This window comes from Stenotrophomonas sp. 82F1, from assembly GCF_056861525.1.
Genome location: NZ_JBSPUD010000001.1, coordinates 318,861 through 342,431, shown reverse-complemented (window position 1 = coordinate 342,431; position 23,571 = coordinate 318,861). Strand labels below are relative to the sequence as shown.

The 23,571-nt window shown below is 66.8% G+C and carries 21 protein-coding genes; 13 read left to right on the top strand and 8 right to left on the bottom strand.

Translation table 11 applies throughout. The features are described from left to right. Positions 1–156: 156 nt before the first annotated feature. A complete protein-coding gene (locus AC13GI_RS01470; RefSeq protein ID WP_099820203.1) occupies positions 157–1,746 on the top strand; it encodes an MASE1 domain-containing protein in 1,590 nt (529 codons plus the stop codon). A 74-nt stretch (positions 1,747–1,820) separates the two neighbouring features. Here the strand turns inward: AC13GI_RS01470 and AC13GI_RS01465 are convergent, their stop codons facing one another. Beyond that, positions 1,821–2,345 (bottom strand): hypothetical protein, encoded by a 525-nt coding sequence (locus AC13GI_RS01465; protein WP_340568178.1) that lies wholly within the window; start codon positions 2,343–2,345, stop codon positions 1,821–1,823. Positions 2,346–2,616: 271 nt separating this feature from the next. Here AC13GI_RS01465 and AC13GI_RS01460 point away from each other — a divergent pair, with 271 nt between their 5' ends. Both AC13GI_RS01460 and AC13GI_RS01455 read left to right on the top strand, forming a co-directional pair. Further along, entirely contained in the window at positions 2,617–3,960 is a 1,344-nt protein-coding gene (locus tag AC13GI_RS01460; protein WP_394195853.1) for a diguanylate cyclase, read from the top strand. A gap of 85 nt (positions 3,961–4,045) precedes the next feature. Then, on the top strand, positions 4,046–4,507 hold the full coding sequence (locus tag AC13GI_RS01455; RefSeq protein ID WP_025875341.1) for a bacteriohemerythrin: 462 nt from the start codon (positions 4,046–4,048) through the stop codon (positions 4,505–4,507). Here the strand turns inward: AC13GI_RS01455 and AC13GI_RS01450 are convergent, their stop codons facing one another. Next, positions 4,508–5,788 carry an MFS transporter gene (locus AC13GI_RS01450; protein ID WP_482995290.1) on the bottom strand — a complete coding sequence of 427 codons (1,281 nt, stop codon included), beginning with the start codon at positions 5,786–5,788 and terminating at the stop codon, positions 4,508–4,510. On the opposite strand from AC13GI_RS01450, the gene AC13GI_RS01445 reads away from it, so the two are divergent. After that, entirely contained in the window at positions 5,775–5,897 is a 123-nt protein-coding gene (locus tag AC13GI_RS01445; protein WP_279324053.1) for a hypothetical protein, read from the top strand. The two genes, AC13GI_RS01450 and AC13GI_RS01445, sit on opposite strands and share 14 nt — an antisense overlap. A gap of 106 nt (positions 5,898–6,003) precedes the next feature. Here AC13GI_RS01445 and AC13GI_RS01440 read toward each other — a convergent pair whose 3' ends face one another. Beyond that, positions 6,004–7,500, bottom strand: a complete 1,497-nt coding sequence (locus AC13GI_RS01440; protein ID WP_482995289.1) for an aldehyde dehydrogenase — start codon at positions 7,498–7,500, stop codon at positions 6,004–6,006. A gap of 202 nt (positions 7,501–7,702) precedes the next feature. Here AC13GI_RS01440 and aptA point away from each other — a divergent pair, with 202 nt between their 5' ends. From aptA to AC13GI_RS01405, 7 genes are all read left to right on the top strand, one after another. Next, positions 7,703–9,055, top strand: a complete 1,353-nt coding sequence (aptA, locus tag AC13GI_RS01435) for an omega-aminotransferase AptA (protein ID WP_176021199.1) — start codon at positions 7,703–7,705, stop codon at positions 9,053–9,055. A gap of 63 nt (positions 9,056–9,118) precedes the next feature. Beyond that, positions 9,119–10,003: a ParB N-terminal domain-containing protein gene (locus AC13GI_RS01430; RefSeq protein ID WP_099819997.1), complete on the top strand. Its 885-nt coding sequence runs from the start codon at positions 9,119–9,121 to the stop codon at positions 10,001–10,003. A gap of 124 nt (positions 10,004–10,127) precedes the next feature. After that, entirely contained in the window at positions 10,128–11,414 is a 1,287-nt protein-coding gene (locus AC13GI_RS01425) for a DUF445 domain-containing protein (protein ID WP_482995288.1), read from the top strand. Between the two features lie 306 nt (positions 11,415–11,720). Further along, positions 11,721–13,949 (top strand): TonB-dependent siderophore receptor, encoded by a 2,229-nt coding sequence (locus AC13GI_RS01420; RefSeq protein WP_482995287.1) that lies wholly within the window; start codon positions 11,721–11,723, stop codon positions 13,947–13,949. A 104-nt stretch (positions 13,950–14,053) separates the two neighbouring features. Further along, positions 14,054–14,374 carry a DUF3649 domain-containing protein gene (locus tag AC13GI_RS01415; protein ID WP_482995286.1) on the top strand — a complete coding sequence of 107 codons (321 nt, stop codon included), beginning with the start codon at positions 14,054–14,056 and terminating at the stop codon, positions 14,372–14,374. Continuing rightward, on the top strand, positions 14,371–15,999 hold the full coding sequence (locus tag AC13GI_RS01410; RefSeq protein ID WP_482995285.1) for a PepSY-associated TM helix domain-containing protein: 1,629 nt from the start codon (positions 14,371–14,373) through the stop codon (positions 15,997–15,999). Before AC13GI_RS01415 ends, AC13GI_RS01410 begins: the two co-directional genes overlap by 4 nt. Then, the gene (locus AC13GI_RS01405; protein ID WP_205403981.1) at positions 15,996–16,325 is read left to right on the top strand and encodes a DUF3325 domain-containing protein; all 330 of its coding nucleotides are present in this window, start codon (positions 15,996–15,998) and stop codon (positions 16,323–16,325) included. Before AC13GI_RS01410 ends, AC13GI_RS01405 begins: the two co-directional genes overlap by 4 nt. Before the next feature lie 166 nt (positions 16,326–16,491). Here the strand turns inward: AC13GI_RS01405 and rlmKL are convergent, their stop codons facing one another. Together rlmKL and AC13GI_RS01395 are read right to left on the bottom strand one after the other, a co-directional pair. Next, positions 16,492–18,630: a bifunctional 23S rRNA (guanine(2069)-N(7))-methyltransferase RlmK/23S rRNA (guanine(2445)-N(2))-methyltransferase RlmL gene (gene rlmKL / locus AC13GI_RS01400; protein ID WP_482995284.1), complete on the bottom strand. Its 2,139-nt coding sequence runs from the start codon at positions 18,628–18,630 to the stop codon at positions 16,492–16,494. A 144-nt stretch (positions 18,631–18,774) separates the two neighbouring features. Beyond that, positions 18,775–19,302: an alpha/beta hydrolase gene (locus AC13GI_RS01395; RefSeq protein WP_482995283.1), complete on the bottom strand. Its 528-nt coding sequence runs from the start codon at positions 19,300–19,302 to the stop codon at positions 18,775–18,777. Positions 19,303–19,374: 72 nt separating this feature from the next. On the opposite strand from AC13GI_RS01395, the gene AC13GI_RS01390 reads away from it, so the two are divergent. Next, positions 19,375–19,941 (top strand): N-acetylmuramoyl-L-alanine amidase, encoded by a 567-nt coding sequence (locus AC13GI_RS01390; RefSeq protein WP_089239939.1) that lies wholly within the window; start codon positions 19,375–19,377, stop codon positions 19,939–19,941. Positions 19,942–20,075: 134 nt separating this feature from the next. Here AC13GI_RS01390 and AC13GI_RS01385 read toward each other — a convergent pair whose 3' ends face one another. From AC13GI_RS01385 to AC13GI_RS01375, 3 genes are all read right to left on the bottom strand, one after another. Then, positions 20,076–20,978, bottom strand: a complete 903-nt coding sequence (locus AC13GI_RS01385) for a sulfurtransferase (RefSeq protein ID WP_482995282.1) — start codon at positions 20,976–20,978, stop codon at positions 20,076–20,078. Continuing rightward, positions 20,975–21,778 carry a CoA pyrophosphatase gene (locus AC13GI_RS01380; protein WP_099819990.1) on the bottom strand — a complete coding sequence of 268 codons (804 nt, stop codon included), beginning with the start codon at positions 21,776–21,778 and terminating at the stop codon, positions 20,975–20,977. Before AC13GI_RS01380 ends, AC13GI_RS01385 begins: the two co-directional genes overlap by 4 nt. A gap of 129 nt (positions 21,779–21,907) precedes the next feature. Then, positions 21,908–22,609, bottom strand: coding sequence for an FKBP-type peptidyl-prolyl cis-trans isomerase N-terminal domain-containing protein (locus AC13GI_RS01375; RefSeq protein WP_089239934.1), 702 nt, complete (start codon positions 22,607–22,609; stop codon positions 21,908–21,910). A 166-nt stretch (positions 22,610–22,775) separates the two neighbouring features. Between AC13GI_RS01375 and AC13GI_RS01370 the strand changes: the two genes are divergently transcribed. Continuing rightward, positions 22,776–23,570, top strand: coding sequence for an enoyl-CoA hydratase/isomerase family protein (locus tag AC13GI_RS01370; RefSeq protein ID WP_380653417.1), 795 nt, complete (start codon positions 22,776–22,778; stop codon positions 23,568–23,570). Position 23,571: the final 1 nt, after the last annotated feature.

The window sequence follows — 23,571 nt, the reverse complement described above, 5'->3', positions numbered from 1 at the left end:
TGATTGTCCCGCATTTCGTCTGTGCGTCCCTTGCGGTGCATCACCAGCTGAAGCGGAGATTGCGCCTTTCCATATCTCCCGATACTGTCCGGTCAGGGAGTGGTTCATGTATCGACAGGATCGCGATAGCGTGCGACGAGCAAGGGAGGCTTGCGCTTGAACTGGTTGAAGAGTGGGTTTGAACTGAGCTTCCGCATCCGACCGGTCGGTATTGCGCTCGCCGCCCTGTACGCGATCACCTGCTGGACCACATGGCGGCTGTCGGTTGATCAGTTCTTCCTGCCAGCCGGCGTTCGCGTCGCAGCGCTGCTGCTGTGCCCACCCCGCCTCTGGCCTTACCTCATCCTGGGCGAGTACGCCTACTTCGCGCAGATGCGTTATCCGATGATCGAAGCCTATGGCGTGGGTTGGGTGATTCTCGCTTCCGCCTGCCTGATGCCGGCCGTTGCACTGATCATCCACCTCCATCGCAAGGCGATGGAAGCCACAACTGAAGGATGGTTGCTGTCGGTGGCAGCATCGGCCGCATTGGTGGCCAGCGCCTTGAAGCTGGGCCTGTCCCACCTGCTGTGGCCCGCCCCGCCCACCATGCCGTTCTATTCCAATGCGGCGCTGTTCGTGCTCGGCGACTACATCGCTATTCTCACGGTCGCGCCGCTGGCACTGCTGTGGATGCGCCGCCACAGCGGCTATGGCTGGAGCGCCTGGAGGCTTCCGCCAACGCTGGCCGCGCTGTGTTCCCTCTGTGTACTGGGTGCCCTCATCGCACTGGTCGGTGCCCACGATCCCATGGCGCGCGCCCTTCTGCAGTTGCTGCTGGTGCTACCTGTGATCGCCCTCACCTGCATGCACGGCTGGCGCGGCGCGGCAGTGGGTGTCCCGCTCATGAACTTGATGCTGAGCGCGACCATGCCAACCACCGGTCTCCCAAGCTCGTTCGACCAGACCACGTTCTTCACCCAGCAGATCATTGCCATCACCAGTACCGCACTGCTCGCACTGGGCTCGCGCATCACCCATCACTACCACCAGCAGACCCGTCCTGCGATGGAGATCTCCCAGGCGATTGCGTTTTCACGTTCGGCGCATCTTGCCAACGAACGGGATCTTCGTGAGCGGGCACTGGGGCTGCGCCGGATCGCCGACGATATCGAAGCGGTGCTCGGAGAAACGGCGCACCTGCTCAGGGCCAACGGCCACGAAGGCCCCGCTACCGATCTGTTGCGAACGTTCTCATCACGTTCCCGACAGTTCCGCGAATTGACCAGCAGGGTGTATCCCACCGAACTCGAGCACGCGGGACTCTATGTCGCATTGCAGGCCGGCGGCCTGCGCGAGGCATGGGACTCCAGCCATCGGCTGGTCCGCCCGATGCTTGCGGGCGATCCCTGCAAGCTGAGCATGGGGCTGCAGTTGGCCGCCTATCGTCTGCTTGCCGAAGCGGTGTTGTTGCTGCTGGAGGAAGAAAAAGGCCAGATTCTGATCCGCGCCCGTTGCGGGCGATCCGGGGGCCAGCAGGGAATCGTGTTCACCGTGGCTCTGCTTGATCGGCACAGTACTTTGGCGCCTGCCACGCAGGGGTTGGCCATCGAGCGGCTCTCGGCCAGGGCAAATGCCTACTCCGGCGCTGTGCAATGCCGGGCCAACCGGATCAGGATCATGATGCGGGACACGCCTCTCGACAGCCCCCAGCTTGTTCCGTCTCGAAATGTGAGCTATCCCAGCGAAACAGCCACCAGGCACTGAGCTTGGCATGTGCCCCGGCCAGCCCCGCAGCGGACAACCGCTGCGGGGCTGGCCCAATCCAGTTCCAGCACCGATTACTTGCTGCTGTTGGCGGACTCGACGGCCCAGATTGCATCGCGGCCTTCGCCGTGGACGACAAGCGAGAAGTCAGGTCCATGGAAAACAGTGCGTCGGCGGGCATTCTGCGGCAAGGGCAGTTGTCTTGAGGGCAGCGAGGTGCGAACTGGTGCCTTTCCGGCCGGGAGTGTCCAGAATGTCGAATCGATGTTGGCGATGATCAGCACCACCTGGCCGGCAAGATCATTGACCTGGTAATACGCGACTCCATCACGCTCGAATGCGTACACGGACCAAGCCGGATCAGCACTGAGGTTGACGGCAGCAGGCTGAGCCTCGCCCAATCCGGCCTGCGCCATCTGGACACCATTGCCTCCACTCGGACAGCAGGCCAGAGCAAGTCCGGGCGCAGCAAGCAAGGCAGCGGCAGAAGCCACGATCGAAAATCGGGAAAATCTCACAGGCATCTCCATGGTTGAAATAATGGGCAGCGTCCAGGCAACTGAAGCCTGACCACGATCAGATAATGCGATGCCCCGCATGACCGGATGAAATAGTCCACCCCGCAATGGACGGAAGGGGCACTGCCAGCATACCCATGCGCCGCAAGGGGCGCCATGCAAGGCCATTTACGACGACAAACTCAGCAGCGCGACATCGGATACCCCTTTTCGATGGGGCGACATTCCCCATCGCAAAGGCGCCGAGGTCTCATGAAACATTGGCCGACAGAAGGTTCGCCTCCTTGCGCTAAAGTTACACCCGAAACCGCCGCTATCCGTGCCAAGACTTTCCCACATGAGCCACCGCATCATGCCCGTCCTGTCGCAGGCCGCTCTGGATGGCGACCTGACCGATCCCCTGCCTCAGCGGATCCTGCTGGTGGAAAACTCGCGCGCGTTCACCGGCATGCTGCGCGAGGCAATCGAGCAGCGCCTGGAGCTGCCGGTGGTGGTGGCCAGCTCGCTGGCCGAGGCCGACCGCCTGCTCACTGCCGAGGACGGCTGGTTCCTGGTCCTGACCGGGCTGGTGCTGGCCGATGGTGACCGCGACGCGGTGGTCGAGTTCTTCCTCAAGCGCAACCTGCCCACCGTGGTGGTCAGCGGTGTGTATGACGAGGACCTGCGCAAGCGTGTGCTGCAGCAGCAGATCATCGACTACGTGCTGAAGAATACCCCGGGCAGCATCGACTACCTGGTGTGGCTGGTGCAGCGCCTGGAGCGCAACCGGCGCATCGCCGCGCTGGTGGTGGACGACTCGCCGTCCGCGCGCGGCTATGCCGCCGCCCTGCTGCGCATGTACGGCCACGAGGTGTACGAAGCGGCCGATGGCAGCGAAGGCCTGGCGGCGATCGAGGCGCACCCGGCGATCCGCCTGGCCGTGGTCGACCAGGAAATGCCGGGCATGCAGGGCGTGGAGTTCACCCGCCGCCTGCGCACCCTGCGTTCGCGCGACAAGGTGGCGGTGATCGGCATTTCCGGCAATACCGATGCGTCGTTGATCCCGCGCTTCCTGAAGAACGGCGCCAATGACTTCCTGCGCAAGCCCTTCTCGCGCGAAGAGTTCTTCTGCCGTGTCTCGCAGAATGTGGACCAGCTGGAGCTGATCGGCACGCTGCAGGACCTGGCCACCCGCGATTTCCTCACCGGCCTGCCCAACCGCCGCTGCTTCCTGGAACAGAGCCAGCGCCAGCTGCCGCAACTGCAGCTGCATGGCCAGTGCGTGGCGGTGGCGATGATCGACATCGACCATTTCAAACACATCAACGACACCCACGGCCACGAAGCCGGTGACGATGCGCTGCGTGCGGTCGCCCGTGCCGTCGGCGACCACGCGCGCAGCCAGGACCTGATCGCGCGCTTCGGCGGCGAGGAATTCTGCCTGCTGGTGCCGGACATGGAACAGGACGAAGCGCTGCTCTATTTCGAGGAGCTGCGTCAGCGCATCGCCGCGCTGGAAGTGGACATCGGCAGCGCCACCCTGCGCATGACGGTCAGCATCGGCCTGTGCTGCCTGCGGCCGCAACGCGATGCGCTGCACCGGCTGATTTCCGAGGCCGATCGCCAGCTGTACCTGGCCAAGGCCGGCGGCCGCAACCGGGTCAGCTGCACCACGGTGGCCAGCCCGTTGCGTCCACGCGAGGCTGCGCTGTCCTGACCGGCATGCTTTGATCCAGATCAACGCCGCCCCGGCGCGGCGGCTCTACAGTCGGCCCCGACATACGCATGAAGGGGAGCCGGGGATGGCACTACTGGTCTGGCAGGACGATCTGAACATCGGCATCGATGTGATCGATCAACAACACCGCCGCATCATCGAGATGCTCAACCACCTGCACGTGGCGCAGACCAGCCTGCAGCGCGCGGCGGTAGGCGAAGTGATCGACGAGGTGGTCGACTACACCATGTCGCACTTCGCATTCGAAGAAGAGCTGATGGAGGAAGCGGGCTATCCGTTCTGTGCCGCGCACAAGCGTGTGCATGAGGTCTTCATCAAGCGGGTATCGGAATACCGCATGCGCTTCCAGGCCGGCGAGGACATCAGCGACGAGCTGCGCACCATGCTCTCGCGCTGGTTGTTCAACCACATCCGCGGCGACGACCAGGCCTATGCCGAACAGGTCAAGCAGCATCTGAACCAGTTCGCCCGCGAGCACCAGAGCGGCGGCTGGCTGGGCCGCACGCTCAAGCGCTTCTTCGGCTGATCAGCGCTGTTGGCGCTGCAGCGCCAGCAGCGCACACAACGTGATCACCGCGGTCAGGCACAGGTAGTAGCCGACCGCGACCAGCCCGTAGCGCTCGGCCAGCCAGGTGGCCAGGTATGGCGCCGGGGCTGCGCCAAGAATGCCCGCCAGGTTGAACGACAGCGAGGCACCGGTGTAACGCACCTCCACCGGGTAGATCTCGGCCAGGAAGGTGCCGCAGGGGCCGTACGTCAGCCCCATCAGGAACAGGCCCAGGCACAGGAACGTCAGCACCAGCCACGGGCTGCCGGGCTGGAACAGCGGTGCGAACAGCACGCCGAAGCCGATGATCAGCAGACTTGCGATGGCCATCGTGCGGCGCGTTCCCCAGCGGTCGCCGTAACGTGCCGACAGCGGGATGCCGGCGGCGAAGAACAGCATCGCCACCATCTGCATCAGCAGGAACTGCTCGCGGCTGTAGCCGAGCACGGCGGTGCCGTGGCCAAGGCTGAACACCGTCATCAGATAGAACAGCACGAAGGTGGCGAACGCACCCAGCGTACCCAGCAGCATCGGCAGCGGATGGTCGCGCAGCACGGTCCACATCGGCAGGCGTACCGGCGCCTTGCGCTCCAGCGCGCGCTTGAAATCCGGCGTCTCGTGGATGTTCAGGCGCACCCACAGGCCCAGGCCGACCAGCAACGCGCTGGCCACGAATGGAATGCGCCAGCCCCATTGCAGGAAATCGTCCTGGCCCAGGCAGCGCCCGAGCAGCAGGAAGATGCCTGCTGACAGCAGGAAGCCGATCGGCGCACCCAGCTGCGGGAACATGCCGTACCAGGCGCGCTTGCCCGGCGGTGCGTTTTCGGTGGCCAGCAGCACCGCCCCACCCCACTCGCCTCCCAGGCCCAGACCTTGGCCGAAGCGGCACAAGGCCAGCAGCGCCGGGGCCCACAGGCCGATCTGCGCATGGGTCGGCAGCAGGCCGATGGCGACCGTGGACAGGCCCATGGTCAGCAGCGCGGCCACCAGGGTCGCCTTGCGGCCGATGCGATCACCGAAGTGGCCAAACACCGCCGAGCCCACCGGGCGCGCGATGAAGGCCACCGCGAAGGTCGCCAGCGACTGCAGCAATGCGGCCTGGTCGCTGCTTTCCGGGAAGAACAGGTGCGGGAACACCAGCACCGCGGCGGTGGCGTAGATGTAGAAGTCGAAAAACTCGATGGTGGTGCCGATCAGGCTGGCCAGCAGGACACGGCGGGGAGAATTCACGGGTGGCGCGGCAGCGGTGATCGTCGACATCGGCAAGGCGGGTAACGGCGGATCGACCGATTCTGCCACGGGGCAGTGGCTGTACGGGGCGATGGTTTCAGCCGACACCGATGCCAACGAATTCTTTCTGCGTGGATGAATCCCACCATGCCGCCTCTACAGTAGATCCACGCCATGCGTGGATGAATCTGCCCGGCGCCAACCAAGGTTGGCGTCTACCAAAGGCATCCGGGCGCGGCTCGGCGCTACAACTGGATCCAGGTGGCCTTCATCTCGCTGTACTTGTCGAACGCATGCAGCGATTTGTCGCGGCCGTTGCCGGACTGCTTGTAGCCGCCGAATGGCGCCGTCATGTCACCGCCGTCCCAGCCGTTCACCCACACGCTGCCCGCACGCAGCTGGCGGGCCACGCGATGGGCGCGACCGAGATCCCGCGTCCACAGGCCGGCGGCCAGCCCGTAGCGGCTGTCGTTGGCCACGCGCACGGCCTCGGCTTCGTCGTCGAAGCCAAGCACCGCCAGCACCGGGCCGAACACTTCCTCGCGGGCCAGCGCCTGCTCCGGCCGCACCTGGTCGAACACCGTCGGCTGCACATAGCACCCGCCCGCCTCCACCTCGGCACGCTGGCCGCCCAGCAGCAGGCGCGCGCCATCGGCTTCGGCGCGGGCGATGTCGGCCAGCACCTTGTCCACGTGCGCCGCATCGACCAGCGCCCCCATCGGTGCATCCGCCTCCAGCGGATGGCGGGGCTGCATGCGCTGGCCGTAGGCGATCACCTGGTGCACGAAGTCATCGCGGATCGAACGCTGCACCAGCAACCGCGAACCGGCGGTGCAGACTTCGCCCTGGTTGAAGAAGATGCCCTGCGCCACGCCCTTGGCCGCCGCATCCAGGTCCGGCGCATCGGCGAACACCACGTGCGGGCTCTTGCCACCGCATTCCAGCCAGACCCGCTTGAGGTTGGAACGACCGGCGTACTCCAGCAGCTTCGCGCCGGTCGCGGTGGAGCCGGTGAAGGCCAGCACGTCCACGTCCATGTGCAGGGCCAGCGGCTCACCCACGCGTGAACCGTGGCCCGGCAGCACGTTCAGTACGCCCTCGGGCAATCCCGCTTCGGCCGCCAGTGCGGCCAGCCGCAACGCACTCAGCGGCGAGCGCTCGGAGGGCTTGAGTACCACCGAATTTCCCATCGCCAAGGCCGGCGCAATCTTCCAGCAGGCCATCAACAGCGGAAAATTCCACGGCACGATGGCCGCCACTACGCCTGCGGCCTCGCGTGTCACCAGGCCCAGCTCGTGCGGGCCGGTGGGCGCGATTTCACCGTACAGCTTGTCCACCGCCTCGGCGGTCCAGGTCAGGCAGCGCACCACGCCGGGCAGGTCGATGCGGCGCGCATCGCCGATCGGCTTGCCCATGTCCAGCGTTTCCAGCAGGGCCAGTTCATCGGCATGCGTCTCCACCAGCGCGGCCAGTGCCAGCAGCACGCGCTTGCGATGGGCCGGGCTGGCCTGCGACCAGTGGCCTGCCTCGAACGCGCGGCGCGCCGAGGCCACCGCACGGTCCACGTCCTGCGCATCACAGTCGGCCACTGCGCCCAGTACGCGCCCGTCGATCGGGCTGATGCAGTCAAAGCGCGCGCCGCTGGCGGCATCCACGTAGCGGCCATCGATGAACGCTTGCCCGGGAATCGCCACGCGGCTGGACAGGGCCTGCCAGTGGCTGCGGTCGGGGAAGTGGGTCATGGGTCGCTCCAGCAATCAACGATCCTTGTTTATACCGGCGCGGCCGCGACCCCACCGTGATCGACCGCGCTGCGCGCTCGCCGGGCATGGCCCGGCGCTACCACAAGGTCGAGGCCCGAACGGTAGCGCCGGGCCATGCCTGCCGACAGATCCGTGACGCGGCTGCGCTAGAGTCGCAGCCATCGGACCCGACGGAGCCGGCATGAAAACCCCTGCAAGCGACCTGCACGACCTGGCCACCCAGCGCCCCGATTCACTGGACGCGTACTGGATGCCGTTCACTGCCAACCGCCAGTACAAGGGCGCGCCGCGCATGCTGGTGCGCGCCGAGGGCATGCACTACGAGGACGTGGATGGACGCGCCATCCTTGATGGCACCGCTGGCCTGTGGTGCTGCAATGCAGGGCATGCGCGCCGGCGCATCGTCGACGCGATCGCCGAGCAGGCCGCCACGCTCGATTACTCGCCCGCCTTCCAGATGGGTTCGCCGCCGGCCTTCGCCCTGGCGCAGCGACTGGCGGCGCTGGCCCCGGCCGGGCTCAACCATGTGTTCTTCACCAGCTCGGGCTCGGAGGCGGTGGATTCGGCGATGAAGATCGTGCTGGCCCACCATCGCCTGCGTGGCGAGGGCCAGCGCACGCGTTTCATCAGCCGCGAGAAGGCCTACCACGGGGTCGGCTTCGGCGGCATGGCATTGGGCGGGCTGCCCAACAACCGCCGTCAGTTCGGTCTGCAGCTCGGCGGCGTGGACTACCTGCGGCACACGCTGGACCTGTCACGCAATGCCTTCAGCAAGGGCCTGCCGCGCCAGGGCGCCGAGCTGGCCGACGATCTGGAACGGCTGATCGCCCTGCACGATCCCTCCACCATTGCCGCCGTGTTCGTCGAGCCCATCGCCGGTTCGGCCGGCGTGATCCTGCCGGCACCGGGGTATCTGCAGCGCCTGCGCGAGATCTGCGACCAGCACGGCATCCTGCTGGTGTTCGATGAAGTCATCACCGGTTTCGGCCGGGTCGGGATGGCGTTCGCCGCACAGCGTTTCGGCGTCACCCCGGACCTGCTGACCTTCGCCAAGGGCGCCAGCAACGGCGCGGTGCCGCTGGGTGGCGTACTGGTCGGCGACAGCGTGCATGCCAGCTTCATGCAGGGTCCGCCACAGGCCATCGAGCTGTTCCATGGCTATACCTATTCGGGCCATCCCTTGGCCTGCGCGGCGGCGCTGGCCACGCTTGACGTCTACGCCGAGGAACGCCTGTTCGAGCGTGCGATCGAACTGGGCGAGTACTGGCAGGAGCGGTTGCATGCCCTGCAGGGGCTGCCGAACGTGATCGACATCCGCAACTTCGGCCTGGTCGGTGCGGTGGAGCTGGCGCCGCGCAAGGACGCCCCCGGCAGCCGTGGCTACGAAGTGTTCCGCCGCTGCTTCCACGACGGGCGCCTGCTGGTGCGCTGTACCGGCGACATCATTGCGTTGTCACCTCCATTGATCGTGGACAAGGCACAGATCGACCAGATCACCGGCACCTTGGGCGAGATGATCCGGGCTACTGCCTGAGGCCGGGACGGTTGTGGCGAGCGGGTACAATGGGCGGTTCCGCTCCTGCCCGTTGCCGTGCCCATGAACATCGTCGTCAAAGAAGAACTCAAGGCCTACATCGACCCGCTCACCGCGGACGAACACGAGGCGCTGGAGCGCAGCATCCTCGCCGAAGGCTGCCGCGATGCGCTGGTGCTGTGGGGCGAGGTGCTGGTGGATGGACACAACCGTTACGGCATCTGCCAGAAGCATGGCCTGCCGTTCAATACCGTGCAGAACACCCGCTTCCAGAGCATGGAAGACGTGCACCTGTGGATGATCGAGCAGCACCTGGGCCGGCGCAGCGTCTCCGATTTCCAGCGCGGCGTGCTGGCCCTGCGCAAGCGCGACATCCTGTCCGCGCGCAAGCAGGTCGAGCAGGCACAGCTGCAGCGCGAAAGCGATGGCACCGCCGAGCCTGCCGATGAGGCCGGCGAAGACAGCCCGCCGTGGGAGCCGGCGCCGAAGATCAGCCGCGCCGAACTGGCCCGCGAAGCCAAGCTGAGCACCAGCCAGGTCGGCATGATCGAGCGCATCCATGCCCAGGCCGCGGCCGAGGTGGTGGAAGCGGTGAAGGCCGGCATGATCTCGATCAGTGCCGCCGCTGCCGTGGCCGACCTGCCGGAAGAAGAGCAGCGCGCCGCTGCCGCCGGTGGCAAGGACGAATTGAAGCAGGCTGCAAAGCGTGTGCGTGAATCCAAGCGCAAGCCGCGCGCGCCGAAGCCGGAAACGGAGTCGCCGGAAATGGACTTCGAAGAAGCCAACGAGGATGAGATCGCCAGCCGCGATGCCGAGGTGCTGGCTGCGCTGGAGCAGCTGGGCGAGGATGCCCCGGCCCTGCGCCGTCGCGTGGTGAACCTGACCCGCGAGAACGACACCCTGCGCGCACAGCTGGCCCACCTGCGCAAGCAGCTGGAAGCGCTGTAACCGATCGCGTCACGCCGCTGTAGAGCCGAGCCCATGCTCGGCTGCCTTGCGCGCGGCAAAGAGCAGCCGAGCATGGGCTCGGCTCTACAGGTAGGCGTCACCGGCCTGCGGGTAGACTTCAGGCATGACGTCTGCCATCGATCCGCGCCGCGCCCAGCTGCGGCGCCTGAAAGCCCTCGCCCTTGGCCTGTTGCTGTTTATGCTGGCCGGCTTCGCGGTCAGCCACTGGCAGGGTGAGCGCGGTATCTGGGCCTGGGTGTCGGCCTTCTGCGAAGCTGCCGCGGTCGGCGCGCTCGCGGACTGGTTCGCGGTGGTCGCCCTGTTCCGGCGGCCGATGGGCCTGCCGATTCCGCATACGGCGATCATCCCCCGCAGCAAGGAACGCATCGGCGACAGCCTGGCCCTGTTCGTGCGCGACCAGTTCCTGGAACCGACGGTGCTGCTGGCCAAGCTGCAGGTGTTCGACCCGGCCAGCCGCTTAGGCAGCTGGCTGGCCGATCCCGCGCGTTCCCGGATGCTGGCCGACATGGCCCGCGGCTGGGCACTGCAGGCGCTGGACTTCTTCGACGAGACCGCAGTCCGACGGCAACTGCATGCCTTCGTGGTGCAGCAGCTGCGGCAGTGGAATGCCGCGGCCACCGCCGGCGAACTGCTGGGCCTGCTGACCGCCGATGGGCGCCACCAGCGGGTGCTGGACGAAGGCCTGCAACGGCTGGGGCGCTGGCTGGATCAACCGGAAGTGAAGGAACGCGCTTCGCAGCTGATCGTGCGCTATATCCAGCGTGAATGGCCGACGCTGTCGAGCACTGTGAACTGGATCAAGCCGATCGATGAGATCGGCGACAACCTTGCCGAACGCCTGGCCCGGGCGGTGCTGGAAGAACTGCAGCAGGTGCTGGCCGAGCCGCAGCATCCGCTGCGCCAGGATTACGAACAATGGCTGGGCAACTACGTGCAGCGCCTGCGCGAAGACCCTGCACTGGCCGAGCGCGTCGAGCAGCTCAAGCAGGAAATGATCGACCACCCTGCCCTGCAGGAGTACGTACAGGGGCTGTGGTCGCGCATCCATGCCAGCCTGCGCGGCGATCTGCAGCGTGAGGATTCGGCCCTGGTCGGTCATCTGCAGCGCAGCCTGGCCTCGCTGGGTGACAGCCTGCAATCGGACCCGGCGTTGCGCGAGGCATTGAACCAGCACCTGCTGGAAGGCGCACAGCGCCTCACCGGGCGCCTGCGCGAGGGCGTCACCACCCATATCGCGCAGACCGTGAAGAGCTGGGACGAGCGCCACCTGGTCGAGCAGCTGGAACTGAGCGTGGGCCGCGACCTGCAGTTCATCCGCTTCAACGGCACCCTGGTGGGCGGCCTGATCGGCCTGCTGCTGCATGCAGCGACTGTTCTGTTCCGTTTCTAGACTGAGATTCCGGAGCCCTGGCCAGTAGATCCACGCCACGCGTGGATGATGGGAGCTGTCACGCTTGCTTAACGAAATGCGAATGCCTATCATTTACTGATCGGTTGTACGCTTAGCCAAGCGGGGCACGGAAGCACGCGCCCACCCGCCCCTTCGCCCGTGTACATCCCCCGACCACTGGGTCGCCTGCCTGCCGCAGGTGACGCACCGTCGATGGGAATCACGCTGGGTGACGTGCGCGGAGCGCATGGCTGCCATGGGTGCGTTTGCCATCGCCTGTTTTTTGTCCTGCATGGAATCGCACCGATGGCTTCGCTCCTGACTACTCCCCGCCCAACCCTGCTGGCCCTGGCCGTGACCGCACTGTTGACCGCACCGTTGGCACACGCTGAGGAAGGTTCTGCCGACCCGTCCGCGCGCACCCTGGACACGGTCCAGGTAACCGCCGATGGCGACATTGCCGACAGCTACACCGTCAAGCGGGCCAGCACCGCAACCAAGCTTGGCCTGTCACTGCGCCACACCCCGCAGTCGATGACCGTGGTGACCCGGCAGCGGCTGGACGACATGGGCCTGTTCTCGCTGTCCGACGTGATGGGCCAGGTGACCGGCGTGGCGGTGTCGGTCACCGACAGCGAACGCATCAACTACGTTTCGCGCGGGTACAACATCACCAATTTCCAGGTCGATGGCATGCTCAACACCTTCGGTGGCTACATCAAGACCAACACCGACAGCGTGATCTACGACCGCATCGAAGTGGTGCGTGGTGCCACCGGCCTGACCACCGGTGCCGGTGATCCGTCGGGCACCATCAACTTCGTCCGCAAGCGCCCCACCGATACGTTCCAGATGAGCGCCAACCTGACGCTCGGGCGCTGGGGCAACCAGCGCCTGGAAGCCGACCTCGGCGGCTCCATCGCCCTGGATGGCCGCATCCGCGCCCGCGTGGTCGCCGCCAAGCAGCAGAGCGATTCGTTCCGCGATGTGTACAAGCTGGACAAGGACGTCTTCTACGGCATCGTCCAGGCCGACATCACCGACACCACCCTGCTGGAAGCTGGCTACGAGTACCAGTCGCCGCGCACCACCGGCGTGACCTGGGGCGTGGTGCCGTACTGGGGCGCCGATGGCAAGCCGGCCAACCTGCCGCGCTCGACCAACCTGTCGGCGCGCTGGAGCAGCTGGCCGATCATCGAAAAGAGCGCGTTCGCCCGCCTCGAACAGCAGCTGGGCCATGGCTGGGCCGCGAAATTCGCCTACACCCGCTCCAAGCGCGAGACCGACGGCGCGGTCTGGTATGGCGCGTCCGGTTACCCGCGTGCCGATGGCAGCGGCATCTCTGCCTTCGTCGGCAGCTTCGGTGAAAACGGCGACATGCAGGTGTTCGACTTCAACGTCGGCGGTCCGTTCCAGTTGTTCGGCCGCGAACACGAACTGGTATTCGGCTTCGGCCAGTCGGTGCGCAAGGGCGAAGTGCCTGCGAGTGAAACCGCAGACTACCCGGACAGCTACACCCGCGTGCCGGACTGGCGCAGCTGGAACGGCGACATCGCACCGCTGCAGGTCACCCGCCTGGGCTATCTCGCCTCGGAGGACGAGCTGCGCCAGCGTGCCGCCTACCTGGCCGCGCGCCTGCAGCTGGCCGAGCCGCTGACCGCCGTGCTCGGCGCCCGCTACGGCAGCTGGGAAACACGCAGCTGGAACTACACCCACGACGACGCCGGGCGCCTGACCGGTACCGCCCGCGGTGGCTACAAGCCCGACGACTCGCTTACCCCGTACGCCGGCTTCATCTACGACTTCAACCGTTACTTCAGCGGCTACGTCAGCTACACCGACATCTTCCAGCCGCAGAACTACCGCGACAAGGCCAACAACTACCTCGAACCGGTCGTCGGTGACATGTGGGAAGCCGGGCTCAAGGCCGAGTTCTTCGATGGCCTGCTCAACACCTCGGTCGCGGTGTTCAAGGGCGAGAAGGACAACGTCGCCGAGCTCGATGATTCGGTGCCGGAAAACTCGTTGCCCGGTGGCATCAGCGCTTACCGCTCAACGGGCAAGGGCAACAAGGTGAAGGGCTGGGAAATCGAGGCGCAGGGCAGCCTGGGCGAGCACTGGAACCTGTCGACCGGGTTCACCCACACCGTCAGCCGCAATGCGCTGGGCGTTCGCCAGAACACCACCGTTCCAGTCGATCTGTTCCGCCTCAACGCCAGTTGGCGCCCGGGTGGTGCCGAAGGCCGCTTCTGGATCGGTGGCGGCGCGACCTGGCAGAGCGGCATCTGGAGCCTGAGCAACAAGCCGCGCGAGGACTTCCTGGTCAGCGGCAAGCGCGACCGCGTGGCGATCGAACAGGGGGACATCTACCTGCTCAACCTGTCGGCCGGCTATCGCTTCAACGAGAACTTCAGCGCCCAGGTGAACGTGAACAACCTGCTGGACAAGAAGTACTACAACCGCGTCGGTTTCTACGACGGCGTGTACTGGGGCGAACCGCGCAACGTGATGATGACGCTGCGCTGGAAGCTCTGACGATCTGATGGATGGCCGGTTCTGCGACCGGCCCCGGCCACGGATGGCCAACCCCGGCGCGCTTCGGTGCGCCGGTCCTCTTTCATTCAACCTGCAGGACCGCCGTGGACCGCTCGCCCGCAACCGCCAGCCCCCGCCTCAGCACCATCTTCGCCAACCCGCGATGGGGCGTGCTGTCCCGATCGCTGGCCGCCATCTTCGGCGGCTACGCGCTTGCCTCGATGACCACCGTGTTCTGCGCGCTGGCCCTGCCGGGCGCGCGCGGCCAGGCCGTATTGACCGGCATGCTGCTGGCGATCCTGGTCGCCGCCTGTGCGGCGCTGTGGGCGTTCGCCACCCGCAGTGCGCTGCGCGCCTGGGTCGGCATTCTCGCCCCCACCCTGCTGATGGCCGGCGTTTCGCGCCTGCTGGGAGCGTGGGCATGAAGAATGGATTCCGCCAATCCATGGCCTGGCTGCATACCTGGACCGGCCTGCTGGTCGGCTGGCTGCTGCTGCTGATCTTCATGGCCGGCACCGCCAGCTACTACCGCGAGGAAATCAGCCGCTGGATGCGCCCGGAACTGCCGCGCAGCACGGTCAGCACCGACCAGGCGGCGCAGCGCGCGGCCGACTACCTGCTGGCCAATGCCCCCCAGGCCGAAAGCTGGTTCGTCACCCTGCCGCAGCCACGCAATCCGGCCATGCAGATGTTCTGGCGGTTGCCAGAGGCACTGGCCGATCCGAGCAAGGGACGCCGCGGCGCCTTTGGCGATGCCACCCTGGATCCCAACACCGGCACCGAGCTGAAGGCCCGCGAGACCCGTGGCGGCGACTTCTTCTACCGCCTGCATTTCGACCTGCACTACATTCCCGTGCTGTGGGCGCGCTACCTGGTGGGCTTCTGCGCGATGTTCATGCTGGTGGCGATCATCACCGGCGTGATCACCCACAAGAAGATCTTCAAGGACTTTTTCACCTTCCGGAAGGACAAGGGCCTGCGCTCCTGGCTGGACTTCCACAACGTCAGCGCGGTGATGGCCCTGCCCTACCACGCGATGATCACCTACACCGGCATCGTCACGTTGATGATCATGTACCTGCCGTGGGGAGTGAACGCGGCCTACGGCACCGACCAGGATGCCTTCTACGCGGAGGCCTTCGGTGGCCTGCCCGAAGTCACCGCGCCCGCCGAAGGCAAGGCCGCACCGCTGCCGCTGCGGCAGCTGCTGGACAGCGCCCGCACGCACTGGCACGGGACCGAGGTGGCCGGTTTCAGCGTCGCCAACCCCGGCGCCGCCAACGCGGTGATCGACATCCGCCAGCGCGACGGCAAACGCTTGTCCATCGATACCCCCGCGCTGCGCTATGACATGGTCACTGGCGCGCTGCTGCAGGAAACCCCGCCTTCCGGTGGCGCCACCGCCACCCGTGGCGTGCTGTATGGCCTGCACCTGGCCCGCTTCGCCGATTGGGGCCTGCGCGCCCTGTTCTTCCTGTCCGGCCTGACCGGCTGCCTGATGGTGGCCAGTGGCGTGGTGCTGTGGGCAGTGAAGGAGCGCCCGAAGCATGCCAAGAGCGGCCGCACCGGCTTCGGCCTGCGCCTGGTCGATGCACTGAACATCGGCGCCGTGGCCGGCCTGCCGATCGCCTTTGCCGCTTATTTCTGGGGCAACCGGCTGCTGCCGCTGGGCCTGGCCGAGCGCTCCAATGCCGAGGCGAACGTGTTCTTCTACGCGTGGGGCGCCTCGTTGCTGGCGGCCTTCATCTGGCCCAAGCGGATGATGTGGGCGTGGCAGCTGTACATCGGCGCGGCCGCGTTCGCGCTGATTCCGCTGGTGAACGCGCTGACCACCCACGCACACCTGGGCGTGACCCTGTTCAACGGTGACTGGGCATTGGCCGGTTTCGACCTGTCGATGATCGCCTTCGGCGCGATGCTGGCCCTGTGCGGCTGGCGCATGCAGCGCTGGACGCCACCGCTGACTGCGGCCGAGAAGAAGAAGCGCGCGGCGGCCGCGGCAGCGACCAAGGCACCGGCCGATGCAGTGGAAGCGGAGGCCAGCGCATGATGCTGCTGGTACTGGGGTTGTCGTTCACAGCGTTCACCGCGCTGTCGCTGGCGATGGAAAAGCACCAGCAGGAACTGCACGGCAAGGCAGCGGCGTCACCGGTACGGCGCACGCAATGGCGGGTGCTGGGCTGGCTGCTGCTGACCGTGGCGTTCGCGCTGTGTGTGCTCGACCACGGCTGGGCAATGGGCCCGGTGCTGTGGCTCGGCGCGCTCACGCTGGGTGGCATCGTGCTGGCGTTCGCGCTGTATCCGTACCGGCCGAAATGGATCGCACCGCTGGCGGTCGCGCTGCCGGTTATCGGGCTGGTGGTGGCGTTGGTGTAGCCGAAGCCACCGGGGTCGGATCCCTTGCGCACAGCGCAAGGGCTCTGACCCCAGGCACGTACCGCCATCGATGCATGGCGTGGATCCACCGACCTTGATGGGGTCCGACTGTGATGGGGTCAGAGCCCCTGCGCTGCGCGCAGGGGATCCGACCCCGGACGTCGGTTCACGCCAGGCGCTTCAGCTCCCACGCACGATGGACGCGTGCGTTGCGCTCGAAATCCGGGCCGATGGTGCTGGCGCTGATCTCGCGGCACTGGGCGAATTCGGCGATGGCGTTCTCTTCCAGCTTGAAGCGGCGGAAGTTGTTGGAGAAATACAGCACGCCGCCCGGCGCCAGTCGGGCGACGGCCGCACGCAGCATCTTCACCTGTTCGCGCTGCACGTCGAAGTCCTCGGCACGGGCCGAGTTGGAGAACGTCGGCGGGTCGCAGAAGATCACGTCGTACTGGCCGCGATCGCCTTCCAGCCAGGCCATCGCATCGGCCTGCACCAGCAGGTGCTGGTTGCCGCCCTGCCCGTTCAAGGCCAGGTTGTCGTAGCACCACTGCAGGTAGGTCGCCGACAGGTCGACGCTGGTGGTGCTGGCCGCACCGGCCACCGCCGCCTGCACACTGGCCACGCCGGTGTAGCAGAACAGGTTGAGGAAACGCTTGCCGCGCGCCTGCTCGGCCATCAGGCGGCGCAGCGGGCGATGGTCGAGGAACAGGCCGGTATCGAGGTAATCGAACAGGTTCACCTGCAGCAGCGCGTTGTTCTCGCGTACCACGAGGAACTCATCACGCTGCTCGAAACGGCCGTACTTGCTGCCGCCCTTGCCACGTTCGCGCGACTTCATCGACACCTGTTCCGGTGGCACGGCGAACACCTCGCGCGCAGCAGCCAGCAGTTCATTGCGGCGGCGGCGCACGTCGTTCTCGGGAATCGCGGCCGGTGCGGCGTATTCCTGCACATGCAGGAAGGTGCGGCGCTGGCCGCCGTCTTCCTCGTAGACGTCGATGGCGGCCGCGTACTCCGGCAGATCGGCGTCGTAGGCGCGGAAGCAGGTGATGTTCTCGCGGGCACGCCAGCTCTTGAACTTCTTCAGGTTCTTGCGCAGGCGGTTGGCCACCATCTGCGCGCCTTCGCTCAGCTCGCGCACCTGTGCCGGATCGCGACCCGGCACTGCGATCGGATCGCAGACGATCAGTGCACATTCCAGTGCACCATTGAACATCTGGTATTTCTTGCCGGCACGCAGTCCGGTGGCGAAGGCCAGTTCGTCATTGCCGCACAGCAGGCTGGCGCGCCACTGCGGCACCGCCTTCTGCAGGGCATTGCCGAGCTTGCGGTACAGCGCAGGATCGGCGGCCAGGCGTTCGTCATACGGCGGGTTGCAGACCACCGCGCCGATCTCCTGCTCCGGGGTGGGCAGGTCAGCCACATCGGCGCGGGTGAAGCGGATGGCATGGGCGACGCCGGCCACTTCCGCGTTCTCGCGCGCCGCTTGGATCGCCACCGGATCGATGTCGCTGCCGTGGACGACCGGCTTCAGTGCGGCCAGGCCGGCCGCTTCGCGATCACGCGCTTCGCTCTGGATGGTTTTCCAGGCCGCCTTGTCGAAGCCCAACCAGCGGCTCGGCGGCAGACTGCCATGGCGCATCAGGCCGGGAGCGACGTCGGCGGCCATCAGCGCGCCTTCGATCAGCAGGGTGCCGCTGCCGCACATCGGATCCAGCAGGCCGCCACCGGCAGCATGCAGGCGCGGCCACTGCGCACGCATCAGCAGCGCGGCAGCCAGGTTTTCCTTCAACGGCGCGTCATGCGCAGCACCACGCCAGCCGCGGCGGTGCAGCGGGCCACCACCGAGGTCGATCGACAGCGAGGCGCGACCCTTGCGCAGCGACAGGTTGACGCGCACGTCCGGCAGATCGGTGTTGACCGAGGGGCGCTCGAGCCCTTCGTCACGCATGCGATCGACGATGGCGTCCTTGATCCGCTGCGCGGCGAAACGGGCATGGGTGATCTTGTCGCCGGACACGTGCGCGTCCACCGCCAGGGTCATCTCCGGCTTGATGTGCTCGTGCCACGGCAGCGCGCGCACGCCGTCATACAGCGCCTGCTCGTCCGGGCATTCGAACTCGTCGATCGGCCACAGTACGCGGCTGGCCAGCCGCGACCACATGACGATCCGCAGCGCCTGCTCCAGTTCGCCCTCGGCGTTGACGCCGGCGATGGTGGCAGTGGCCTTTTCCAGGCCGAGGGCCGACAACTCATCGGCAAGCAGGTATTCCAGGCCCTTGGCGCAGGAGACAAAAAATTTCACGGGATCGGTTCGCAGGTGGTCAGGCACGGCAGGGAGCCGGGCCATTCGGAAGGGAGGGCCGTAGGCACGGCCGGCAGGCCCGCGCCATGGGCGGCGGGGCTGCCATTGTAGTCAATGCGGGCGGGCGCGCCGTGCGCCCGGGCTTCACAGCTGCCGCAGCAGGCGCTCAAAGGCCTGCGCGGAGGCCTCGACGTGGTTTTCCAGGCGATGGCCGTCGTCCACCAGCAGCAGCTGCGCCGAGCGCACCTGCGCCCAGGCGATGACCCCGGCGGCCGGCACCACCTCGTCATGCCACGCCTGTACCACCGTGGTCGGCACCGGCGCGGCATCCAGCGCCGGCATCGGGCCCATGGTGGTTGGCGGCACCATCAGGAACAGGCCGACCACCGGCACCTGCAGCGAGGCAATGGCGGAGATGTAGGCGCCCAGGCTGGAGCCCGCCAGCACCACCGGACCCTGCGCGGCGGCAGCGGCCGTGCGCTCGATCAGGCGCTGCAGGCGGGTGCGCACGTCGCCAACGCGGCTGACCTCGCTCATCGCGTCCAGGTCGGTGTAATCGGGGCGCTCATGGGTCCAGCCCAGGCGCTCGGCGACTTCGGCCAGGGCGGTGACCTTGGTCGCCTCCGGGCCGCTCTCGAAACCGTGCGACAGGATGCAGTGACCGCGGCTCATGCGTGCGCTCCCACGGAGCGGACCGACAGCAGAAAGGAAGGCAGTTTCATTCGGCAATGCTAGCATCGCCGCATGCCCAACCCGCTCCTGCCCGGCCTGCAGCTGCAGCCGCTGCCCTACCACGACCGCCTGCCCGTGCGCGATCCATCCAGCCTGGCGATGGTGGTGATCCACTGTACCGAACTGCCCGACCTGGCGACTGCCCGTGAGTACGGCGAGCGCGTGCTGTACGACAGCGGCGCCGGCAACAGCGGGCATTTCTACATCGACCGCGACGGCAGCGTGGTGCAGTACGTGGCGCCGGAGCGCATCGCCCACCACGTGCGCGGCATGAATGCCGACTCGGTGGGCATCGAACTGGTCAATTCGGGGCGCTACCCGCACTGGCTCGACAGCCGCCACCAGGCGATGGACGAGCCCTACACCGAAGCGCAGTTGCTGGCGCTGGAACGGTTGCTGCAGGCGCTGGTGCTGCAGTACCCCTCGCTGCGGCAGATCGCCGGCCACGACCAGTTGGACCTGGAGCAGGTACCTGCCAGTGACGACCCGGCCGTGACCGTGGCGCGCAAGCGCGATCCGGGCCCGTTGTTCCCGTGGCAGCGGATCCTGGCCAAGGTGCCGCTGCAGCCGCTGGGGTGATGCTGCCAGGCAATGCACGCGTCCCGTAGAGCCGAGCCCATGCTCGGCTTGGATGGTGCAGTTCCACGGCATTGCAGGCGGAAGCAGCCGAGCGTGGGCTCGGCTCTACAGTGGCGCAGGTCCAGGAAGCGGCTTCAGGCGCCGGTAGCGACCGGGCGGCTGCTGTCGCTGACCCAGCCACTCCAGGAGTCGGCATAGATGCGCGCGCCGGACAGGCCCGCACTTTCCATCGCCAGCAGCAGATGGCAGGCGGTCACGCCCGAGCCGCACATCAGCACCACGCGCTGGGGATCCTGGTTGCCGATCACGCCCTGCAGTTCGGCGCGCAGTTCCTGTGCATCGCGCAGGCGGCCGTCCAGCACGTTCAACGCGAACGGTCGATTGACCGCTCCCGGCACATGGCCGGCCACCGGATCCAGCGGTTCCACCTCGCCACGGAAACGCTCGCCTGCGCGGGCGTCGACCAGCCAGCCCGGTGCGTGCTTGAGGCGCGATTCGATCTCGTCCGCGCTGGCAACCTGGCTGGTATCGAAACGCCCTGGATACGCCGGCAACGCCGCGACCTCGCTGCTGCCGGTCGCCAGCGGCTGGCCGGCGGCCTGCCAGGCGGCGATGCCGCCATCGAGCACGGCCACCTTCGTGTGCCCGATCAGGCGCAGCAGCCACCACAGTCGCGCGGCGGCCATGCTGCCATCGCTGCCGTCATACACCACCACCTGCGTATCGGGGCCGATGCCCCATTGCCCCAGCCGCGCGGCGAACGTATCGCTGTCCGGCAGTGGGTGGCGGCCATGGCCGACCCGCGTCAGGTCGGACAGGTCGCGGTTGAGATCGGCATGCACCGCACCGGGAATGTGTCCCTGTGCGTAGAGGCCATTGCCCGCCTGCGGATCGGCCAGCGATGCACGTGCATCGACCACGCGTACGACCGTGCTAGCAGTTGCGCGGGCATCGACCACGCGTACTCCGTCGCCCAGGGCCGCAGCCAGGGTCGCAACATCGACGAGGGTGGTCCACGGCGGGTCGATCGATTTCATTGCACTTGCTCCAGGCGGCGACGCAGGTTGTACAGGATGGCCGCAGTGGCGCCCCAGATGCGCTGGCCGGGCCAGCCGTATTCGAGGACGTGGCGGACGCGGCCGCGATGGTTGATTTCGACCTGGCGCAGGTTGTCGGCGGCCATCAGATAGTCCAGCGGCACTTCGAACACCTCGGCCACTTCGCTGGGCTGCGGTACCGCCACGAAATCCGGATCGATCACCGCCACCACCGGGGTGACCCGGTAGCCGGTGATGGTCACGAACGGATCGAGATAACCCAGTGCCTGCACCTGCGTCGGCGCCAATGCGATTTCTTCCTGGCTTTCGCGCAGTGCGGCGGCCAGCGCATCACGATCATCCGGCTCGGTACGGCCACCGGGAAAACCGACCTGGCCACCATGTTGCCGCAGGGTTTCGGTACGCCGGGTCAGGATCACCTGCGCACCATTGGCGCGCGGCACGATGCCGGCCAGCACCGCCGCCTCGACCGGTGGGCCCGGGGGCAGCAGATCATCCAGTTCACTGCGGTTCCAGCCGTCGCCTGCCGGCGGCTCGGCCAGCGGGTGCAGGGCGCGCAGCAGGCGCTCATGATCGGCCAGCGAGCCTCGCAGCGACTGCTGCAGCTGTTGCCGCAATGGCAGCACGCGCTGCAGGATGTGGGTGCGCTCGCTGTCGCTCATCGACGACCACCCTGCGATTTCGTCGATATGCCGCCCGCAGCCGGCGCACAGCCGGTTGCGATCCAGCTTGCACACGTTGATGCAGGGACTTGCGACAGCACGCGCCGTTTCTTCCATTATTTGCACCGGTCAACAGTAGCGCGAATGGACCGGATTTGGGATGGGGCCCATACGGCTGCTGCATGCTGCAGAAACAAAAACGCGCCGGTGGGATCACCGGCGCGTTGATGTTGATGCAGTTTCTTCTTACTTGACGCTGATCAGCTTGATCTCGAACTGCACAGCCACGTTCGGCGGGAACGGGGTGCGCGGGTCGGCGCCATAGGCCTGATCCGGCGGCAGGGACACTTCCCACTTCGAGCCAGCCGGCATCTGCAGCAGGGTCTCGCGCATGGCCTTCATTTCGACTTCGCTGACCTTGATCGACGGAATCTGCTGGGCCGGACGAGCCTCGGTCGGACGCTGGCCGTACGGGAACGGACCGGCCACTTCCAGCTGCACGGTGCTGGCCTGGGTCGGCTTGGCACCCTTGCCGGCTTCGATCACACGGTACTGAACGCCGCTCGGCAGGGTCTGCACGCCCGCCTTTGCCTTGTTCTGCGCCATGAACTGATCGCTCTTGGTCTTGTTGTCGGCAGCAGCCTTTTCGTACTCGGCCTTGGCGGCCTGGGCACGGCCCTGCTCGCGCTTCTGGAACGCTTCAACGGCCGGCTTCAGCTGCTCGGCGGTGATCGCCGGCTGCTTCTTGGCGTAGGCGTCCTGCAGACCCTTCACCACCGAGTTGATGTCCAGCTGCTCACCGCGACCGGTCAGCTCCGCCAGGTTGTTGCCGTAGTCGTAACCGAAGTAGTAGCTCAGCTTGCCCTTCTCGGACGCGATGTCCTGGGCGAAGGCATTGCCCGTCAGGGCCAGGGCCGCGACGGCGACCGCGATAGAACGCAACTTCATCAAACAGTTCTCCAGGGGTGGTAACTCAGGGACGTTCTGCGCCGCCCTGAGGCGACGGGTTAGGATAACGGCCACAACGTGTAACCGCTACTCACCACGCAGGCTATGACCTGTCTGCGTTTACAGAGTTCAATCTCACTTTTTTTTAACGTTCCAGGAGTTTCCCGTGGCCGAGGCCCCCACTCCCCACCCGGTCGGCGTCAGCGACGACGGCGCCATCCGCACCATTACCGTGCAGCGTCCGGACAAACTCAACGCCCTCAATGCCGCGACCCTGCAGGCTCTGGCCGGGGCGTTCAGCGACGCGGCCACCGATCCGGCGGTACGGGTGGTGGTGCTGACCGGCGCAGGCCCCAAGGCCTTCGTGGCTGGGGCCGACATCGCGGAAATGAACACATTGAGCGCGGTTCAGGGACGTGACTTCTCCCTGCTCGGCCAGGCCCTGATGCGCCGCATCGAACGCATGCCCAAGCCGGTGATCGCCCGCGTGAACGGTTTTGCGCTGGGCGGCGGGCTGGAACTGGCCATGGCCTGCCACCTGCGCATTGCGGCCGATTCGGCCAAGGTCGGCCAACCGGAGATCAATCTCGGCCTGATTCCCGGCTTCGGCGGCAGCCAGCGACTGCTGCGCCTGTGTGGCCGCGCGGCCACGCTGGAGCTGTGCCTGCTGGGCACCCCGATCGACGCCGCGCGCGCGCTGGCCCTGGGCATCGTCAACGAGGTGGTGCCCGCCGCCGAGCTCGACGCCCGCGTACAGGCCCTGGCCCGGCAGCTGGCACAGTCGGCGCCGCTGGCGCTGCGCGGCCTGCTCGACGCAGTCCACGTGGGCGGCGAATGCAGCCTGGACGCCGGCCTGGAATACGAAAGTGCGCAGTTCGGCCTGCTGTTCGCCACCGAGGACATGCGCGAGGGCACCAGCGCCTTCCTGCAGCGCCGTCCACCTGCCTTCCAGAACCGCTGAT

Coding starts and splice junctions, on each gene's coding strand:
- AC13GI_RS01465 (WP_340568178.1), bottom strand. CDS start 2,345: ATGCGGGGCATCGCATTATCTGATCGTGGTCAGGCTTCAGTTGCCTGG.
- AC13GI_RS01460 (WP_394195853.1), top strand. CDS start 2,617: ATGCCCGTCCTGTCGCAGGCCGCTCTGGATGGCGACCTGACCGATCCC.
- AC13GI_RS01455 (WP_025875341.1), top strand. CDS start 4,046: ATGGCACTACTGGTCTGGCAGGACGATCTGAACATCGGCATCGATGTG.
- AC13GI_RS01450 (WP_482995290.1), bottom strand. CDS start 5,788: ATGTCGACGATCACCGCTGCCGCGCCACCCGTGAATTCTCCCCGCCGT.
- AC13GI_RS01440 (WP_482995289.1), bottom strand. CDS start 7,500: ATGACCCACTTCCCCGACCGCAGCCACTGGCAGGCCCTGTCCAGCCGC.
- aptA (WP_176021199.1), top strand. CDS start 7,703: ATGAAAACCCCTGCAAGCGACCTGCACGACCTGGCCACCCAGCGCCCC.
- AC13GI_RS01430 (WP_099819997.1), top strand. CDS start 9,119: ATGAACATCGTCGTCAAAGAAGAACTCAAGGCCTACATCGACCCGCTC.
- AC13GI_RS01425 (WP_482995288.1), top strand. CDS start 10,128: ATGACGTCTGCCATCGATCCGCGCCGCGCCCAGCTGCGGCGCCTGAAA.
- AC13GI_RS01420 (WP_482995287.1), top strand. CDS start 11,721: ATGGCTTCGCTCCTGACTACTCCCCGCCCAACCCTGCTGGCCCTGGCC.
- AC13GI_RS01410 (WP_482995285.1), top strand. CDS start 14,371: ATGAAGAATGGATTCCGCCAATCCATGGCCTGGCTGCATACCTGGACC.
- AC13GI_RS01405 (WP_205403981.1), top strand. CDS start 15,996: ATGATGCTGCTGGTACTGGGGTTGTCGTTCACAGCGTTCACCGCGCTG.
- AC13GI_RS01395 (WP_482995283.1), bottom strand. CDS start 19,302: ATGAGCCGCGGTCACTGCATCCTGTCGCACGGTTTCGAGAGCGGCCCG.
- AC13GI_RS01390 (WP_089239939.1), top strand. CDS start 19,375: ATGCCCAACCCGCTCCTGCCCGGCCTGCAGCTGCAGCCGCTGCCCTAC.
- AC13GI_RS01385 (WP_482995282.1), bottom strand. CDS start 20,978: ATGAAATCGATCGACCCGCCGTGGACCACCCTCGTCGATGTTGCGACC.
- AC13GI_RS01380 (WP_099819990.1), bottom strand. CDS start 21,778: ATGGAAGAAACGGCGCGTGCTGTCGCAAGTCCCTGCATCAACGTGTGC.
- AC13GI_RS01375 (WP_089239934.1), bottom strand. CDS start 22,609: ATGAAGTTGCGTTCTATCGCGGTCGCCGTCGCGGCCCTGGCCCTGACG.